The organism is Candidatus Pelagibacter sp. Uisw_092 (assembly GCF_047729545.1).
Classification (GTDB): Bacteria; Pseudomonadota; Alphaproteobacteria; order Pelagibacterales; family Pelagibacteraceae; genus Pelagibacter.
The window spans coordinates 49,721-67,925 of the sequence record NZ_CP159824.1 but is presented as its reverse complement, the minus strand read 5'-3'; the positions used below and the strand labels follow the sequence as shown (position 1 = coordinate 67,925).

The window sequence follows — 18,205 nt, the reverse complement described above, 5'->3', positions numbered from 1 at the left end:
TATGAAAGAATTTGAAAATATTATCAATACTGCTTGGGACAATAAAGATTCAATTAATGGCCAATCTGACCCATCAATATTAGCTGGTATTAAAGAAACAATTGAACTTGTTGATAAAGGTGTTTTAAGAGTTGCTGAAAAAAAAAATAATGAGTGGGTAGTTCATCAGTGGATAAAAAAAGCAATCCTTTTAAGTTTTAAAACTAACGAAATGCAAACTCTTGTAGGTCCCTATGCTACATGGTGGGATAAAGTTAAAGGAAAAACTGCAGGCTGGGGAATAGAAGAGCATAAAAAAGCTGGATTTAGAATGGTGCCTAATGGAGCGGTTAGACATGGATCTTTCATTGGGAAAAATGTTGTCTTGATGCCTTCATTTGTAAATATTGGAGCTTATGTGGATGAAGGAACTATGGTCGATACTTGGGCTTCTGTCGGGTCTTGTGCTCAAATAGGAAAGAACTGTCACATATCTGGTGGTGCGGGAATTGGTGGGGTATTAGAGCCAATGCAAGCTAATCCAACGATTGTTGAGGATAACTGTTTTGTTGGAGCTCGTTCTGAAATAGTTGAAGGAGTAATCGTAGGTGAAGGATCAGTTTTATCTATGGGTGTATTTATTGGTCAATCTACAAAAATTGTTTACAGGGAAAGTGGAGAAGTAATCTATGGAAAAATTCCACCTTACTCGGTAATAGTTCCAGGTAGTTTACCGAGTAAAGATGGTAAGGGTCCTGCTTTATATTGTGCAGTGATAATTAAACAAGTTGATGAAAAAACTAGATCTAAAACTTCTATTAACGATTTACTGAGAGACTAAATGCCAACTTATAATGAAATTACATTAGCAAAAGAGCTAATAAGATTTCCAAGCATTACACCTGTTGATGTGGGTGTAATGAAATTCTTAGCTAAAAAATTAACTACTATTGGATTTAAATGTAAGATTTTAGAGTTTAAAGATAAAAACTCTAAACCAGTTAAAAATCTATATGCAAGATTGGGTAATTCTCAACCAAACTTTATGTTTGCTGGTCATTTAGATGTAGTGCCTCCAGGAAATATAAAAGATTGGACGATTAAACCTTTTAGTCCAGCTATTAAAAAAAATCATCTTATTGGCAGAGGAGCTAATGACATGAAAAGTGCAATTGCGAGCTGGGTTGTTGCTGTAAATAGTTTTGTATCAAATAATAAAAAAATTAATGGCTCAATTAGTTTATTAATTACTGGCGATGAAGAAGGCATTGCAATTAATGGTACTAAAAAAGTAGTTGATTACTTAAAAAAGAAAAAAGAAAAAATAGATTTTTGCTTAGTTGGTGAGCCAACAAACCCTAATAAACTTGGTGAAATGATTAAAATTGGTAGAAGAGGAAGTATCAATATTGAATTAACTATAATTGGAACTCAAGGTCATGTTGCTTATCCTCATCGTGCTAAAAACCCATCAACTTCAATGATCAAAATACTAAATGAAATAAAAGAAATAAAATTTGATAAAGGAACAAAAGACTTTCAGCCTACAAATTTAGAAGTAACAAAAATTAATATCAATAATACAGCTGATAATGTTATTCCAGGACTTGCAAAAGCTACATTTAACATAAGATTTAATAAAAAACATACATCTTCTAGCTTAAAGAAAAGATTAAATAAAATTTTCAAAAAAATTACAAAAAAAGATAAATCTAATTTTAAAGTAGAATATCGTGTATCAGGTGAAGCTTTTTTAACTAAGCCCAATAAAACAACTTATATGATTCAAAATGTAATAAAAAAAATTACAAAAATTAAACCTCAATTTTCTACAACAGGTGGAACTTCAGACGCAAGATTTATTAGAAAAATTGCCCCATGTTTAGAATTTGGTCTAGTAGGTAAAACAATGCATAAAGTAGATGAAGCAGTATCTATTTCAGACTTAAAAAAGTTAACAAAGATATACTCTGAAATTCTTAAAAATTACTTCTAATGATTTGTATTAAAGTAGATGTCCCTAAAGAACTAAATGATATTGATGATGAATTAAAAGCTATTTATCACTCTAAAGATACAATTTGTTTTTTTGTTTTTAAGAATAAAGAACAGCGTGATGAGTTTGTAGGAAGAACTAAAGGAATGCTAAAAGTAGAACGAGAAACTATTTATCAAGAGTATCTATCTTAAATGAAAACTGGTTTAATAACCTCTAACACTTATCAAAATCATAATACGGGCGACGGTCATCCAGAGAAAATTGATAGAGTTACAGTAGTTATCGATAATTTTAAAAAGTTAGATAATAAAAATTTAGTTTGGAAAAAACCTTCTAGATTTGATCGATCACTTTTAGAAATGACTCACAATTCTGATTATATAAATTTTGTAGAAAAATCTTTTCCAGAAAAAGGATTATCTTTTTTAGATGGAGATACAATTGTTTCACCAGGAAGCAAGGATGCAATATCAGATGCTGTAGGTTCAATCATTACAGCTATTGATGGTGTCCAAAATAAAAATTTTAAGAATGCTTTTTGTGCAGTCAGACCTCCAGGACATCATGCAGAAAAAAATAAAGCCATGGGCTTTTGTATCTATAACAATGTGGCTGTTGGAGCTAATTATCTTATAAATAAATACAAACTTAATAAAGTAGCAATTATTGATTTTGATGTTCACCATGGAAATGGTACTCAAGATATTTTTTATGATAATGAAAAAGTTCTATATATTTCTACTCATCAATACCCTTATTACCCAGGGTCAGGTACTAATGATGAAAAAGGAAAACATAACAACATATTAAATATTCCTTTGCCTGCAGGAACAACCTCGGAAGAATATTTAAATGCCTTTGAATTTGTGCTTAAGAAAATTAAAGAATTTAGACCTGAATTTATATTACTTTCTGCAGGTTTTGATGCCCATAAAGATGATCCATTGGCACAACTTCAATTAGAGTCGAAAGACTTTTATAACATTACTAAAAGAATCCTGGAGCTATCAAAACAATACTGTGATGGAAAAGTGGTCTCTATCCTAGAGGGTGGTTATGATCTTTTAGCACTACAAGAAAGTAGTGAAATGCACGTTAAAGCTTTAATAGAATTTGATTGATAATTTCTCAATAGACATTAAAGAACTCACAATGAAACATTATAAAATTCAAAAATCTAACATCGATAAAAAAGGTCGAGGTCTTTATGCTACAACAGATATTAAGGAAGGTACTAGAATTATTGACTATGTTGGTAAAATTATTACAAAAAAACAAACCGAAGAAACTAAAAAATTTGATAATGCAAAACCTATCTATTTATTTAATTTAAATAAGAAATATGACATGGATGGAGATGTTTCATGGAACCCTGCACGTTTAATAAATCACTCTTGTTCTAATAACTGTGATTACAACGGAACTGGCTTAAAGTTATGGGTGATTGCTATAAAAGATATTAAAAAAGGTGAAGAAATAACTGCTGATTATGGATTTGGTTATGATGAAGACTATAAGCAATTCCCATGTAAATGTCGTTCTAAAAACTGTTGTGGTTACATTGTTCGTTCCGAGTCAAGATGGAGGATTAATAAAAGATACAGTATTGGACAACAAAAACTTAATAAATAACTTTCTCTAAAAATAATCCTTCAGCTGGTGCAGGTGGTGCACAAAGTATTCTTTTTTTTGACTTAAAAACAAAATTAAATTTTTTTAAATCCCATTTTTTTTCAGCTAGATATTTTAAACAACCAACCATTGATCTAACTTGTTGTTGCAAAAATGACTGTGATTGAAATTGTATTTCAATTCTTCCTTTAATTGATTTTATCTTAATTGATTTCATAGTTCGAATTGAATTTTTAGCATTACAACTTGATGATCTAAATGTAGAAAAATCCTTAGTTCCTAAAAGCTTTTTTGCACCTTCTTTCATTAGCATAACATCTAGTTCTTTAATTATGTGCCATCCTTTTCCTCTTTCTATGGAGGGTCTACTCAATCGATTAAAAATTACATACTTGTAAACCCTTTGTTTTGCAGAAAATCTTGCATGAAAATTTATGTTTTTCTTTTTAATTTTTATAATTGATACATTCTTATCGTTTACAAAGTAATTTACTGATTTTAAAAATTTATCTATATTTTGAATTTCTTTTTTGCACTCAAAGTGTGCTGATTGTTCAATGGCATGAACTCCCGTGTCTGTTCTTCCAGATCCAATTAATAATATTTTTTCTTTTAAGAGTTTAGATAATTTTGTTTGTATTAATTTTTGAATTGATTTTCCTTTAGATTGAATTTGCCATCCAACAAAGTCGGTTCCAATATATTCAATTAAAATTTGATATTTATGCATTACTTAATTTTGAACCTTTTTTAATTTGCGATCCAAGCATAAATTCATCAATGTTTTGAGGTCTTTTTCCTTGTCTTTGAATTTCTAAAACCTTAATTGATTTTTTATTACCACAACTAATTTCTAAATAATTGTCTAATACCTCTCCAATTTCTCCACTACCAAAAGCTAAACTTGCCTTTAAGATTTTGTACCTTTCTCCATTATAAATGAAAAAAGCACCAGGGCTTGGATATAATCCATTAATTTTACCAATAATATTTTCAGCAGTTTCACCCCATTCTATTTGGCCTTCTGTTTTTTCAATTTTAGCTGCATAGCTTGCTTCATTGTGCTTTTGTTCCTTAAATTCTATCTTATCCTCTAAGATTTCATCAATATTGTCTAATATCTTTTCTGCAGCTAATGTGGAAAGTTTTTCAGCTATCGTTTCTGAATTATCATCAGCCATAATATTTATTTTATATGAATTACAGACCGGTCCTGTGTCTAACTTTTCTCCTATTCTCATAATACTAACGCCTGTTTCTTTTTCTAAATTCATAATTGATCTCTGAATAGGTGCTGCTCCCCTCCATTTTGGAAGTAGTGATGCGTGTATATTAATAAAACCTTTTTTAACTAAACTTAAATATTCTTTTGGAATAATTTGCCCATACGCAACCACAATTGCTATATCTGCATTTAATTTCTTAAAATAATTATATTCTTCTTTGTTATTTTTTAATGAACTTGGCGTTCTATATTCAAGGTTTAAAGTCTCAGAAATTCCTTGAATGGGTGATTTATTAATTTTTTGTCCTCTTTGTGATTTTTGAGGTGGTTGTGTATACACCACTGATACCGAATATCCATTTTGATATAATGATTTTAATATTGGTACTGCAAAAAAAGGTGTTCCCATAAAAATAATTTTTTTTAACATCTTTTAAAAAATTTTTCTATTAACTTGAATTTTAGAAAGTTTTTTTATAATCATTGTTTTTTTTAATTTTGATAAGTAATCAATAAACAAGATCCCTTCTAAGTGATCCATCTCGTGTTGAATACAGGTTGCCAACAACCCATCTGCCTTTAATAGTTGTTTTTTTCCATAATAATCTAAATACTCAACTTCACACGCTTTAGGTCTCTCTATTTCTGCAAATTGATCTGGTACAGATAAACATCCTTCTTCATATTTTACTTTCTCTTCATTTTTATTTTTAACAACAGGGTTAACAAAATAAATTGGTTCTTTTTTATTCTCATCTCTACTAATATCCATAACTATAATTCTTTTAGGAACTCCGATCTGTATAGCTGCTAGACCAATTCCAGGAGCGTCATACATTGTGTCAAGCATATCATCCATGAGCTTTCTCTCTTCATCATCAACTCTTTCAACTTGTTTTGAAACTTGTCGCAATAACTTATTTGGTTCTATTAAAATTTTTTTAACTGACATAATTACAGATTATTTTAGTATAAATTTTATACTTTTAAAGGAAGAACTTTAAGAAGAATCTTATTTCTTAGTAGGTCAATATCAAGTTGGTTTAGTGTACTAATTATAAAATACAATGTATCATCATCAATATCTTTTAACTGATCTTGTCCAATAACCTCAACAATTCTAAGCATTGCTGTTGCTGTATCTCCACTATTGATAAATATCTGAATATCAGATGGCATCTCAGATTCACTAACTTCATATAGATCACTATATTTATTCGAAACCTTAACACCATCAGATTTTAAGGCTTCTACTAAGATTACATCTTTTTTAGAAAAAAAATATTTTTTGTCTTTTTTAATTTTTTTCAAAAGATCATTCAAATCTTTTGTGGCATCATTAGTGGAATTTTTTGTTTTAAAATAATTAATTAATTTTGACTGGTGTAAAATTTTATTATCTATTTTAATATTAGTTAACTCAATATTGCCTTCTGTAACGTAGTTTTGATAAAATGTTGTGAAATTTGAGGGAATTTTATCTTTTTCCATAACTTTTAAAAGAGCTCTTAATTCCATATTAAATGCATTTTCAATGCCTTCATTCTTGAAAGAATTTTTTAAAGCATTCATCAGCTTGAGTTGATTTTCAATTTTTGTTGTAATTAAAATTCCTTGGTAAATTAGTGCTCTTGCTTCAATGGCTGAAAGTACTTTGGTGGAGTCTTTAATATTTAGCAATTGGTTAATATTAAATTGAAACCTCTTGTACAGTTCAAATAATTCTTTTTCAGTATAATTTCCTTCATGTGTTGCTTTCTCTATATTGGCAATTTTTTCTATATCAGTAAGTTCAATATCATTAATACTATCTAATAAATTTGAAGTAGATAAATATCTCCAAATTTTTTTAGATGTTGTATTTTTTGGCTCAAATTTAAAATCTGGATTTGTTCTGTGTGATAAATGAAAATCTAAAATTGTTTTTTCAGATATTTCTTTTTCTGGTTCATTACTGTATCCCATTAAATAACTAATTTTTTTATCAAAAAATTTATCGGAGAAGCCTAATTCTCTCTTTAAATCCATAAGTAATTGTGCCTCTTCTCTTTTATTATTATTAATCAAACAATAGATATTAAATTTTGATAAATATAAGTCTTCTATTGGTTCTTTAATTTCAGAAAAAATTTCACAAGCTTTTTTAATATCTGATTGGGAAAGATAATAATCCACTAAATATTTTACAAGGTTACTATTTTCATTGGCTATTTGATTATTTAATAAATAACTTTCGATAAGTTCAAAGTTCGAATTTTTAATAAGCCAATTTGATTTTATTTCTATAAATTGTTTTTTCGAAATGTTTATTTCTGGGTAATATGCGTTAGTTAGTAATATAATATCTAAAATCTCAGCAGCATCTTTTGAAAGCTTTAATTTATCTATCCTTTTAAAAATATTTAAAATTTGATCTCCATTGGAATTGGACCACATATTAATATCTAAACCATTTTCTGCAGGGTCATATAATCCAACTATCTTTATTTCTTTTGAAATTATAGCTTGTGTTTCTTCTATACTTAATTCTCCCTCTTTTTGGGATTGCATTTTATAAATACTATTTTCTGGAATATCTTTTTCTGTATCAGCCTTAACAGAAGATTTGTTTTCTATTGATTTTTTTTCATTTAAATTCCAAATGTCCACTGGTTCCTGTGATTTGACTACGAAACCAAAAAATAAGGAGATTAATATAACTAAAAAATAACTCTTATTTAACAATTTTAAGTTTCTCATTTGGAATTATTTTTTCAATATCTTTATTTGGAGATGGAAATTCAATTTTACTAAGTAGAGCCATGACACCAATAAAAACAATTAACACCAATGTTATTTTAATTAATGAACTTTTAGTGGTCCCTCTGCTTGTATTTTTTGACAATTCCATATAATCTTTTATTAATTTCAAATTAAGACATATTTGTGTTTTTTCAATAAAGAAAGCTTATGAATTCAAAAAAAAACCTCATTTTTTTAGGTATGATGGGTTCAGGTAAATCTTCTATTGGGCATTTGGTTTCAAAAAAATTGAAAATTCCTTTCATTGATATAGATAATTTAATTGAAGAACACGCAAGTATGACTGTTGCGAAAATATTTGAGATTAATGGAGAAGATTATTTTAGAGGCCTAGAAGAAAAAATAACACTTAAATCTTTGAAAAATAAAAAAAATGTTATTTCGTTAGGTGGTGGTAGTTTTATTAATGATAATATTAGAAAAGATATTGTTGCTAATCACTTTTCATTTTGGCTTGACTGGGATGACTTAGTTTTAGTAAAAAGAATTAAAGGTAATAAAAAAAGACCCTTAGCCTTCAAATCAACTGATAAAGAAATTTTAGCAATGATTGCTAAAAGAAAAAAAATTTATTCCAAAGCAAATTTTAAAATAAACTGTAATAAACTAACAAAAAATGAAATAGTTAAGAAAATTATTAAAATATATGAACTTAATTAAATTACGAATAAGCACTAATAGTCAAAAATATTCGATTGTTATTGGAAATAATATTTTAAGTAAATTAAAAAAATTTTTAAAAGAAGGTTCAATTAATTTTAATCAATGCCTTCTTATAATAGATAAAAATGTTCCAAAAAAATTAATAAAAAGCGTGCTCAATTCTTTACCCCAAAGCTCTATTACAACACATTATTTTGCTGCTAATGAAAAAAATAAAAATTCTAAAAGTGTTGATAAAATTACAACAATTCTTCTAAAGAAAAATTTTAATAGAAATGATTGTTTAATTTCTATAGGAGGGGGTATTACTGGTGATGTATCGGGCTATGCTGCCAGTATATATAAGCGTGGCTTGAAATTTGTTAATATTCCAACAACCCTTCTCTCTCAAGTAGACTCTTCTATTGGTGGAAAAACGGGAATTAATACTAAGTATGGTAAAAATTTAATAGGCTCATTTTATCAGCCCAGTCTTGTTATATCTGATATTAATTTTTTAAACTTTCTGCCCAAAAGAGAAGTTGTGTGTGGATATGGTGAAATTTTAAAACACTCATTAATTGATGGTAAAAAATTTTTTTATTTCTTAAGAAAAAATGGTAAAAAAATTTTAAATTTAAAAAGTCCGTTTATTCAAAAAGCAATACTACAAAGCTGTTTGATCAAAAAAAAAATAGTTGAGTCAGATGAAAAAGAATTGAATATAAGAAAAATATTAAATTTTGGACATACATTTGCACATGCTTATGAAGCAACACTCAAATATTCAAAAACATTAAATCATGGTGAGGCAGTCATGCTTGGCATTAGAACTGCTGCAAAATTTAGTTTATTAAATAATACTTTAAGTGCAAAAGAATTTCAATTAATTGAGGATCATTTAGACGATCTAAACCTTCCAAGGAATATTAACAAATTCTTTTCCATAAAAAACTTAAATAAAATTTTGTCTTTTATGAAGAAAGATAAAAAAAATAATACTAACAAAGTAAATTTAGTCCTACTTAAAAAATTAGGGTCACCAACATATAGATTACAATTTGACGAAAAAAAAATTAATCTTTTTCTAAGAAATGAGTTAATTAAGTAGTATTTGAATTGAATGTATGTGTTCTCTAATCTCAAGGTTCAAAATACTATAAATTTTCTTAGTTGATTTTATCTTATTTAGTTCTTTAAGGTTTTGGGATTTAATTGTTAATTTTAAATGAAATTTTCCCTCTTGGTTTTCCTTGTGGTTTTTATGTAAAAAACTTTTATCCTCAATTTTAAGATCTTGAATAACAATTTCCTTCTCAAGTTTATTTTTAACAATTGCAATTAATTCATTTATATTCATAAGTATTATTTTTATTATTATATAACATGAAAAATATTTGTGATTGGAATAATTGCTCTGAAATTGGTGAATATAAAGCACCAATTGAAAAAGATAACAGCAAAAGCTATCGATTGCTTTGCTTAGCCCACGTTAAAGAATTCAACAAAAATTGGAATTATTTTAAAGGAATGGATGATGAGCAAGTATTTGATTTTTTAAAGTCAGATATGACTTGGCACAAACCCACTCAAAGCTTTAGTTCCTCAGATAATTTTTTTAAAGTTCTATGGAACAATACTCTAAAAGATGAGTTTGATAAGACTAAACTTAGAGGCGAATATAATCATATGAATCAATTCAAATTTGATGCTAATGATATTAAAGCTTTTAGTATTCTGGGTGTTTCAGTTGGTTTAAAATGGGAACAAATACAGGATAAGTTCAAAACTCTTGTCAAAAAATTTCACCCTGATATTAATTTGGGAAATAAAGAATATGAAGAAAAACTTAAATTGATTACTTTAGCTTACACTCAGCTAAAAAAAACTTATAAGGAAAAAATTGACGCCTAATTTAAATATACAACCTGACATTAAAATGTCTTTAAAGCAAAGTTTTGGAATTGACTCGGATATGGAAGTTGATGCTTTCTCTAAAAGAAGTGAATACGTTCCTGAAATAGATAAAAATTATAAATTTGATAGAGATACTACTCTTGCTATCATATCGGGCTTCGCTTTTAATAAGCGTGTCTTGGTTCAGGGTTATCACGGTACAGGAAAGTCTACCCATATTGAACAAATTGCAGCTAGATTAAACTGGCCCTGTATTAGAGTGAACTTAGACAGTCATGTAAGTAGGATTGATCTTATTGGAAAAGATGCAATTGTTGTAAAAGATGGAAAACAAATTACAGAGTTTAAAGAAGGTATTTTACCTTGGTCTATTCAAAACCCTGTTGCTCTTGTATTTGACGAATATGATGCGGGTAGACCGGATGTAATGTTTGTTATTCAAAGGGTTTTGGAAGCTGAAGGAAATTTCACTCTTTTAGATAAAAATAAAGTTATAAAACAAAATAAATTTTTCAGATTATTTGCAACTTCAAATACGGTTGGTTTAGGTGATACAACTGGGTTGTACCATGGTACTCAACAAATAAATCAAGGACAAATGGATAGATGGAATATTGTAACATCTCTAAATTATCTTAGTCTTGATAGAGAAATGGAGATCGTTCTTGCTAAGAATAAAAGTTTAAATAATCCAAAAGGTAAAGAAAAATTATCTAACATGATTAAAGTTGCATCTTTGACTAGAAAAGGTTTTATAGCAGGAGATATATCAACGGTAATGAGTCCAAGGACCGTACTTCACTGGGCTGAAAATGCTGAAATTTTCAAAGACACAGGTTATGCTTTTAGAGTAACTTTTTTAAATAAGTGTGACGATATAGAGAAAAATATAATAGCTGAATATTATCAGAGATGTTTTGGGGAAGAGTTGCCAGAGTCGATGGTTAATATTCAAATCTAAATGAGTTCAAAAGAAGATAACTTTAAAGAGCAATTTAAACAAGCTTTACTTTCTACTGCTAAAGTAATTTCTGAAGATTATAAATTAGATATTAAAAAATTAGATAAGGATTTAAATAATAAGAAAACCAGTTTTTTTGATGTAACTAATTTATCAAATAAAAGTGATTTTATTAGATTAAGGGCAGAAACTGACTCTGGTGCCCTAAAGAAAAAATTTTCAAATAAAGAAATATTTAACAAAAACGCACCTAATAATCCTTCCTGTAAATCCTTATATAATATTGCTGAAAAAATTAGATATGAACTTCTGGGTGGCAAAATGCTCAAAGGAGTTGGAAAAAATTTAAGTGAAAACTATATCCAAAAAATATTCTCTAATCATAAAGAACAATTAAAAAATAAAGAAGATGTTCCTGTGATTAAAGCTTTTGAACTATATATGTTAAATAAATTCTTTAAATTAGAGCTTAATAGTGTGTCGGCAAAGATGTTAAGTTTTTGGAAAAAAGATTTTGATGAAACAATTGACAAACATTTTGATTTTTTAAGTAAAAATTTAGAAAATCAAAATAATTATAGTTTAAAATTTTCAGAGATTTTAGAGAACATGGATGTCTTTGCTTCAAATAATGAAGAGAATGATGAAGAAAATAATGAACAAGAAAATGAGCAAGACAATAAATCTGATAACAATAATGATAGTCAGTCTGATGATAAAGAGGAAGAAAAAAAACAGGGTGATAGTCAGACTAGTTTAGATGCTGGCTTTGATCTTAGCGATCAGCAAATGGATGAACAATTAGAGAATTCAGATTCTTTAAAGGAGAGTACAGAAAATGTTTTACAAAAAACAAATATAAATAATATTGATCAAGATTACAAGATATTCACCACAGAGTTTGATGAAATTGCAAAAGCTGAAATATTAGAAGATAAAAAAGAAACTCAAAAGTTAAGAAAAAATTTGGACCAGCAACTTGTAGGATTTCAAGATCTTATTACCAAGCTTGCTAATAAACTACAAAGACAACTACTTGCAAAACAAAATAGAGCGTGGGAATTTGATTTAGAAGAAGGTTTGTTGGATAGCTCAAAATTAACTAGAATAATTATGGATCCTTATAATTCTCTATCTTTTATGAAAGAAAAAGATCTTGATTTTAAAGACACAATAGTAACTTTATTAATTGATAATTCAGGATCAATGCGTGGACGTCCAATCACAATTGCTGCACTTTGTGCAGATATACTATCTAGAACCTTAGAAAGATGCTCAGTAAAAGTAGAGGTTTTAGGTTTTACTACAAAAAATTGGAAAGGTGGTAAGAGCAGAGAAGCTTGGGCTAAAAATGATAAGCCTAAAAATCCTGGAAGATTAAATGATTTAAGGCATATAATTTATAAAGGTGCAGACACACAGTGGAGACAGGCTAAAAATAATATAGGTTTAATGCTTAAAGAAGGGCTTTTAAAAGAAAATATTGATGGTGAAGCTATATCTTGGGCTTACAATAGAATCAAAAAAAGAAAAGAAGAAAGAAAAATCTTAATGGTAATTTCAGATGGCGCACCAGTTGATGACTCTACTTTGTCTGTTAATTCAGGTGATTTTCTAGAGAAACATTTGAAAAAAATAGTTAAATTTATAGAAACCAAAAATGATGTCGAAATTTTAGCTATTGGTATTGGTCATGATGTTTCTAGGTACTACAATAAGGCTATTAAAATAACAGATGTTCATGAGCTTGGAGATGTAATGATTTCCCAATTAAGTGGATTATTTGAAAATAAAAGTAAATTACACTAAAGGTTTAGAAGATCTTCATTTTTCCATTTAATGCTAACTTCAGCACCACTTCTTACTAGGGAGTTTTTACATAAAATGGTTGCATAATTTTTTTCAAGCAAAGTTTTGCCTATAAAAATTCCAAGACCTAATCCAGATTTTGATTTTATAGATGCTTTATATGATTTAATATATGGTTCACCAATGTTTCTTAATACATCTTTGGGATATCCTTCACCGTCATCCTCAATTATAATTTCTGTAATATCGCTATCACTTTTTATATTTATAAAAACTTTACTTTTTGAAAATTTATTAGCATTTCCAATAAAGTTTCTTAATCCATAAACAATTTCGATAGATTTATTAATATTTAATGAATTAGAATATTGATCAAAGTTTATAGTAAAGGTTTTTTCACTTGTTTCCTTAAAAGACTTTATAATTTCTGTCACATAATCAACTATAGTTAGATCTTTATCAATAAAATTATCTTCTACAACGGGGTTTAATGTTAATTTTTTTAATATTTCACTACATCTTTGAATTTGACTTACCAAAAGCTCAATATCTTTTTTAACTTCACTGTTATCTTTAAATTGTTTTAATAGGTCTGAGGATATAATCTTTATTGTAGAAAATGGAGTACCTAACGAGTGAGCTGCTGCCGCTGCTTGGCCACCAAGAGACAGAAGCTCGTGTTCTTTTGACATAATTTCTTCCATTTTATTTAAAGCTTCTTTTCGAATTCTAGATTCCTTGCCAAAACTTAAAGCAAAATAGTTTAAAAAAATTAATGCAATAATTAATGAAATAGGAATTGAATAATAATAATAGCTATCAACATGAAAATGCTTATTTACTGGATCAGGTAGTGGTTGATAAAAAAAAGTAAGAAAAATAATTATTAAAATAGTTATGCTAACTAATAAAATATTACTTCTAAGACCCAGGTACAACGATGAAAAAATACTTGGGATTATCAAAAAAATTACGAATGGGTTTGCAATTCCTCCTGTTAAATAAATTAAGCAACTTAGCTGTAAAATATCAATTAATAAAAAAATAAATCCTGTTTTATCTAATAGTTGTGTGTTTTTGATAAAATAAATTAAATAGAAATTACTCAGTATTCCAATGAAAATTATTAGATTTTCTAAAATTAAATCAAATTTAAAATCAAAAATAAAATAAATCAGATTTACAGTAACTAACTGACCAGCAATAGCTATCCATCTTAGATTGATATATGTAGATTTTTTTAATGAAAAATATTTTGAAGTTTCAAAAAACTTCATTATTAGATATCTAGATTTTGAACATTAATTGCGTTGGAGACAATAAAATCTTTTCTTAATGCAACATCATTACCCATCAAAGTGTGAATAAGACGCAGGTCTTTTTTTAAATCTTTTGAATATTGAACTTGTAATAAGTTTCTTGTCTCCGGATCTAAAGTGGTACTCCATAACTCTTCTGGGTTCATTTCTCCTAACCCCTTGAATCTTTGAATACTCATTTTAGATTTTTCTTCTTCATAAGCTTTAGTAAATTCTTTAGTACCTTTCTTAACTTTTTGTAATTCCTTGCTATTTTTTAAAATATAATTTTCTAATTCACCTTCATCTTTTATATAAATTCCTTTTGTACCTTTATTAATTTTAAATAATGGCGGTTGAGCAAGGTAGACATGTCCATTTTCAATTAATTTATTAAATGGTTTATTATTAAAAAATGTTAATAATAATGCCCTAATATGTGATCCATCAACATCTGCATCGGTCATAATAATAATTTTTCCATACCTTAGGTCTTTTAAATCTATATTTTCAACTTTTGGATCAAGACCAAGTGCATTAATTAAAGTGACCACTTCATTTGATGACATCATTTTAGCTAACGATTTTGTTCTATGCTCACTACCATCTCTATTACTATTCTTTTTAAGAGCAACTTCTTCAACATAGGTATTAAGAATTTTTCCTCTTAATGGTAATACTGCTTGATTTGATCTGTTTCTACCTTGTTTTGCTGAACCACCTGCAGAATCTCCCTCAACTATAAACAATTCAGTTCCTTCTTGTTTTCCTATTTGGCAATCAGCTAATTTTCCAGGTAAGCCACTTAATTCTAGAGCACCTTTTCTTCTTACATTTTCCCTAGCTTTCCTAGCTACATCTCTTGCAAGTGCCGCCTGCATTACTTTTGCTAAGATAATTTTAGACGTGGTTGGGTTTTGATCAAACCATATTGATAATTTTTCACTAACAATACTTTCTACAATCATTCTCACCTCAGATGAGACAAGTTTATCTTTTGTTTGTGAGGAAAATTTTGGATCAGGTATTTTTGCTGAAATAACGCATGTTAGACCCTCTTTAATGTCGTCACCTGATATTGTTAATTTATTTTTTTTTAGTAAATTATGTTCTGTTGCATATTTATTAATTACTCTCGTTAATGCACTTCTAAATCCCAATAAGTGGGTACCACCATCTTTTTGATAAATATTATTTGTATAAGGATAAATATCTTCAGCATAGCTTGCGTTCCACTTTAAAGAACATTCAATTTCAATATTATCTTTTTTACCTTCAATATAAATTGGTTTTTTAAATAAATCATTTCCAGCTTTATTTATAAGTTTTTCTCTTTTTCATCTAAAAAATCAACGAACTCTAAAACCCCTCCATCAAATTTAAATACTATTATTTTTTCTTTTTTTTGATTTAAATCATTAACTGTTATTTTTATTCCTTTGTTCAAGAATGCTAGTTCACGCATTCTTTTAATAATTATACTTGGAGTAAATTTTATTGAAGAAAATATTTCTTTTGATGGTAAAAATGTTATTTGTGTACCAGTCTCTTTTGATTTTCCCACAGTTTTGAGCGGAGCTTTTGCAGCCCCATCTTTAAACTCCATAAAGTATCTGTTTCCATCTCTATCAATTTCTAATTTTAATTTTTCTGACAATGCATTCACAACTGATACTCCCACACCATGCAACCCACCAGACACTTTATATGAATCATGATCAAATTTACCTCCAGCATGAAGTTAAGTCATAATAACTTCTGCAGCAGACATTTTTTCACCCTTGTGCATATCGACAGGTATTCCTCTACCATCATCTCTAACAGTAATAGTTCCATCAGAATTTATTTTAACTTCTATATTTTTACAGTGTCCTGCTAAAGCTTCATCTATTGAATTATCTACAACTTCATAAACCATGTGATGTAAACCAGTACCATCGTCTGTATCACCAATGTACATTCCTGGTCTTTTTCTAACAGCTTCAAGACCTTTAAGAACTTTAATTGAGTCTGCTTGGTATGTATTTTTATTTTTCATATTTCAATTTAAGGGAAGTTGTTTTATAGCATTTTTTAAAAAAAAATGTTCATTTATAATTAATTAAAACCAAAAAAATTATGATCAAACCTATAAGAGCAGGGCTTATTTGGTTGGAGGAGAGAGTGGGATTCGAACCCACGGTACCTTTGACAGTACACACACTTTCCAAGCGTGCGCCTTAAACCACTCAGCCATCTCTCCAATTTGAAATTATTTATTTTCAATAAAAGTCCAAGGGTTCTCTAGGTAATGAGTGTATTTCTTAAACCAAAATGAAAGATATCTTTCAGCTAAATAGGCATATAATCTTGAAGTATCATATCCAGATAAACTCTTAAAACCAAAAACAGCTTCGCAGCGCTCAAGCCATGGAAATAATTTTTTAAACCACTCATTTGCTACATCTGACTTAGAAATAAACATGATGTGAGGATTGAAAGAGCTTTCTGTATAAACAAATTTTCTAAATTGATCAACGTCAGAATCATCTAAAAGCTTAATCGCTTTTTCTAGGTTTCCATATCCATGATGCATATCAAAGTGTAATAATATATTTTCTTTTTCTATATTCCATAAAATTGAAGGATCTTTAATTAATGACCTAAAACCTCTCTTAAAAATTTTAATTTTTTTTGCACCTGAAATTTTTATTGGCTTACAAATTATCGCATCATAGTCATTCCAACTATTTTCTGGATTAGTTAAAATATGGTCTTGAATATTTTTTTCATCTATCTGTTTATTTTCAGATTCTGATTTAATCCAAAATCTTCTTTTTTGACAAAAACCAATCCAATTTTTATTATTTAGATCTAACAAATTTTTCCAATACCAGTAATGAAAAGTTAATTCTGAATAATTTTTTTCTTTAAAAAATATGTTATCTTTTTTATTACAACAAATATAACTTGATTGGGGTTGGTCTTTACCAACCCAGCCAATTTTATAATTAATATTTTTCTCCTCTAAAAAAGAGACTTGTTTGTTAGTTACGCAGTAGATATCTAAAAGGCTCATTAAAATACAATAAGTTTTTAATTTTCTGAAAAAGAATTAACGTTTTCTTCAAAATTATTCATTCTATAATATTTTTTTTATTATTTGAAACATAATTAATATTTTTTGTGGCCTAATAAATAATTCTTAATTCTACCAAAGAAGAAAAGTTTTATTTTTTTTATAAAGTTATTTTTTATTTTTTTGTTATTAGTTCCAATAATACCACAAATATCTGGATATGTTATGAAATGGTTAAATATTAAATTATCATTCACTGCAAGAAGTGCTGCTTTTGCAAGACAATGCTCCATAAAAACTCCACTACTATCATCTATCTTTGAGGCAAATGGGAAGACATAATTTAAGAAAAATAATCTTGACCCACCAAAAACATGACTATCAGCAAAACTTAAATTATTTTTTATACAAACATAAATATCTGACTTTTTTTCCTTGAACTCTCGAAAAAATTTAATGTAATTTTTTATATAATACCTGCCTGTAATTTTTATAAAAAAATCAGTATCTTTAAATATTTTTGAATTTTCTACAACTTCTTTAAAACAAAGATACTCTCCGTAACCCTTTCCTAATTTTTTTTCAAAACTATTGTTAAGATTTGATGAAATAATTTCGATTTTTTTTTGTGGAAATTCTGCAGCTTTGTTCTTGAAGAAACTTAAATCATACCCAGAGTTTTCAACAAATATTATTTTATCAACTAATTGGTTGTTACACCATTTAGTAAATGTTTCCTTGTAATCTATTAATCTATCAATTTCAGAAACTCTCTCTACGAATGGCATATTAACAGGTTTTATACATGCTGTTAATATTACAGAATAATTAAAATTTTTTTTTAAATTCATTTATATTTCAAGTTATATATATGATTATTAAT

Annotated in this window: 19 protein-coding genes, 1 tRNA gene and 1 pseudogene; 10 read left to right on the top strand and 11 right to left on the bottom strand. The window is 27.9% G+C overall.

All coding sequences use genetic code 11. From position 1 onward, the window contains the following. Position 1: 1 nt before the first annotated feature. The 5 genes from dapD to ABXT63_RS00300 are packed head-to-tail and all read left to right on the top strand — an operon-like array spanning position 2 to position 3,610. A complete protein-coding gene (dapD, locus tag ABXT63_RS00320) occupies positions 2-820 on the top strand; it encodes a 2,3,4,5-tetrahydropyridine-2,6-dicarboxylate N-succinyltransferase (RefSeq protein ID WP_415320940.1) in 819 nt (272 codons plus the stop codon). After that, on the top strand, positions 821-1,975 hold the full coding sequence (gene dapE, locus ABXT63_RS00315) for a succinyl-diaminopimelate desuccinylase (protein WP_415320939.1): 1,155 nt from the start codon (positions 821-823) through the stop codon (positions 1,973-1,975). It abuts the gene before it with no gap. After that, positions 1,975-2,169 carry a hypothetical protein gene (locus ABXT63_RS00310; protein WP_415320938.1) on the top strand — a complete coding sequence of 65 codons (195 nt, stop codon included), beginning with the start codon at positions 1,975-1,977 and terminating at the stop codon, positions 2,167-2,169. Before dapE ends, ABXT63_RS00310 begins: the two co-directional genes overlap by 1 nt. Continuing rightward, positions 2,170-3,099, top strand: coding sequence for a histone deacetylase family protein (locus ABXT63_RS00305; RefSeq protein WP_415320937.1), 930 nt, complete (start codon positions 2,170-2,172; stop codon positions 3,097-3,099). 31 nt (positions 3,100-3,130) lie between these two features. Further along, the gene (locus ABXT63_RS00300) at positions 3,131-3,610 is read left to right on the top strand and encodes an SET domain-containing protein (protein ID WP_415320936.1); all 480 of its coding nucleotides are present in this window, start codon (positions 3,131-3,133) and stop codon (positions 3,608-3,610) included. Here ABXT63_RS00300 and truA read toward each other — a convergent pair. From truA to ABXT63_RS00275, 5 genes are all read right to left on the bottom strand, one after another. Beyond that, positions 3,600-4,340 (bottom strand): tRNA pseudouridine(38-40) synthase TruA, encoded by a 741-nt coding sequence (truA, locus tag ABXT63_RS00295; RefSeq protein ID WP_415320935.1) that lies wholly within the window; start codon positions 4,338-4,340, stop codon positions 3,600-3,602. The two genes, ABXT63_RS00300 and truA, sit on opposite strands and share 11 nt — an antisense overlap. Continuing rightward, positions 4,333-5,265, bottom strand: a complete 933-nt coding sequence (fmt, locus tag ABXT63_RS00290; protein ID WP_415320934.1) for a methionyl-tRNA formyltransferase — start codon at positions 5,263-5,265, stop codon at positions 4,333-4,335. Before fmt ends, truA begins: the two co-directional genes overlap by 8 nt. 3 nt (positions 5,266-5,268) lie before the next feature. Then, entirely contained in the window at positions 5,269-5,787 is a 519-nt protein-coding gene (gene def, locus ABXT63_RS00285; protein WP_415320933.1) for a peptide deformylase, read from the bottom strand. Between the two features lie 26 nt (positions 5,788-5,813). Further along, entirely contained in the window at positions 5,814-7,484 is a 1,671-nt protein-coding gene (locus ABXT63_RS00280) for a hypothetical protein (protein ID WP_415320932.1), read from the bottom strand. 64 nt (positions 7,485-7,548) lie between these two features. Beyond that, complete coding sequence (locus ABXT63_RS00275) at positions 7,549-7,725, bottom strand: hypothetical protein (RefSeq protein ID WP_415320931.1); 177 nt, start codon at positions 7,723-7,725, stop codon at positions 7,549-7,551. Positions 7,726-7,784: 59 nt separating this feature from the next. On the opposite strand from ABXT63_RS00275, the gene ABXT63_RS00270 reads away from it, so the two are divergent. Continuing rightward, entirely contained in the window at positions 7,785-8,297 is a 513-nt protein-coding gene (locus ABXT63_RS00270) for a shikimate kinase (RefSeq protein WP_415320930.1), read from the top strand. Beyond that, entirely contained in the window at positions 8,284-9,390 is a 1,107-nt protein-coding gene (gene aroB / locus ABXT63_RS00265) for a 3-dehydroquinate synthase (protein ID WP_415320929.1), read from the top strand. Before ABXT63_RS00270 ends, aroB begins: the two co-directional genes overlap by 14 nt. Here the strand turns inward: aroB and ABXT63_RS00260 are convergent. Beyond that, on the bottom strand, positions 9,379-9,639 hold the full coding sequence (locus ABXT63_RS00260) for a BolA/IbaG family iron-sulfur metabolism protein (RefSeq protein ID WP_415320928.1): 261 nt from the start codon (positions 9,637-9,639) through the stop codon (positions 9,379-9,381). The genes aroB and ABXT63_RS00260 overlap by 12 nt on opposite strands. A 26-nt stretch (positions 9,640-9,665) precedes the next feature. Here ABXT63_RS00260 and ABXT63_RS00255 point away from each other — a divergent pair, with 26 nt between their 5' ends. From ABXT63_RS00255 to ABXT63_RS00245, 3 genes are read left to right on the top strand one after another with little or no spacing between them, the layout of a single operon-like run. Continuing rightward, the gene (locus tag ABXT63_RS00255; protein WP_415320927.1) at positions 9,666-10,193 is read left to right on the top strand and encodes a J domain-containing protein; all 528 of its coding nucleotides are present in this window, start codon (positions 9,666-9,668) and stop codon (positions 10,191-10,193) included. Then, positions 10,183-11,157: a cobaltochelatase subunit CobS gene (gene cobS / locus ABXT63_RS00250; protein WP_415320926.1), complete on the top strand. Its 975-nt coding sequence runs from the start codon at positions 10,183-10,185 to the stop codon at positions 11,155-11,157. Before ABXT63_RS00255 ends, cobS begins: the two co-directional genes overlap by 11 nt. Beyond that, complete coding sequence (locus ABXT63_RS00245; RefSeq protein ID WP_415320925.1) at positions 11,158-12,966, top strand: cobaltochelatase CobT-related protein; 1,809 nt, start codon at positions 11,158-11,160, stop codon at positions 12,964-12,966. Here the strand turns inward: ABXT63_RS00245 and ABXT63_RS00240 are convergent. The 5 genes and pseudogenes from ABXT63_RS00240 to ABXT63_RS00220 form a co-directional block, all read right to left on the bottom strand. Beyond that, the gene (locus tag ABXT63_RS00240) at positions 12,963-14,243 is read right to left on the bottom strand and encodes an ActS/PrrB/RegB family redox-sensitive histidine kinase (RefSeq protein ID WP_415320924.1); all 1,281 of its coding nucleotides are present in this window, start codon (positions 14,241-14,243) and stop codon (positions 12,963-12,965) included. The two genes, ABXT63_RS00245 and ABXT63_RS00240, sit on opposite strands and share 4 nt — an antisense overlap. Before the next feature lie 2 nt (positions 14,244-14,245). Continuing rightward, positions 14,246-16,302: pseudogene (locus ABXT63_RS00235) on the bottom strand (DNA gyrase subunit B). Between the two features lie 114 nt (positions 16,303-16,416). Then, a tRNA-Ser gene (locus ABXT63_RS00230) sits at positions 16,417-16,506 on the bottom strand. 9 nt (positions 16,507-16,515) lie between these two features. Continuing rightward, positions 16,516-17,322 (bottom strand): DUF4422 domain-containing protein, encoded by an 807-nt coding sequence (locus ABXT63_RS00225; RefSeq protein WP_415320923.1) that lies wholly within the window; start codon positions 17,320-17,322, stop codon positions 16,516-16,518. A gap of 95 nt (positions 17,323-17,417) precedes the next feature. Further along, complete coding sequence (locus ABXT63_RS00220; RefSeq protein ID WP_415320922.1) at positions 17,418-18,173, bottom strand: hypothetical protein; 756 nt, start codon at positions 18,171-18,173, stop codon at positions 17,418-17,420. Between the last annotated feature and the right edge of the window lie 32 nt (positions 18,174-18,205).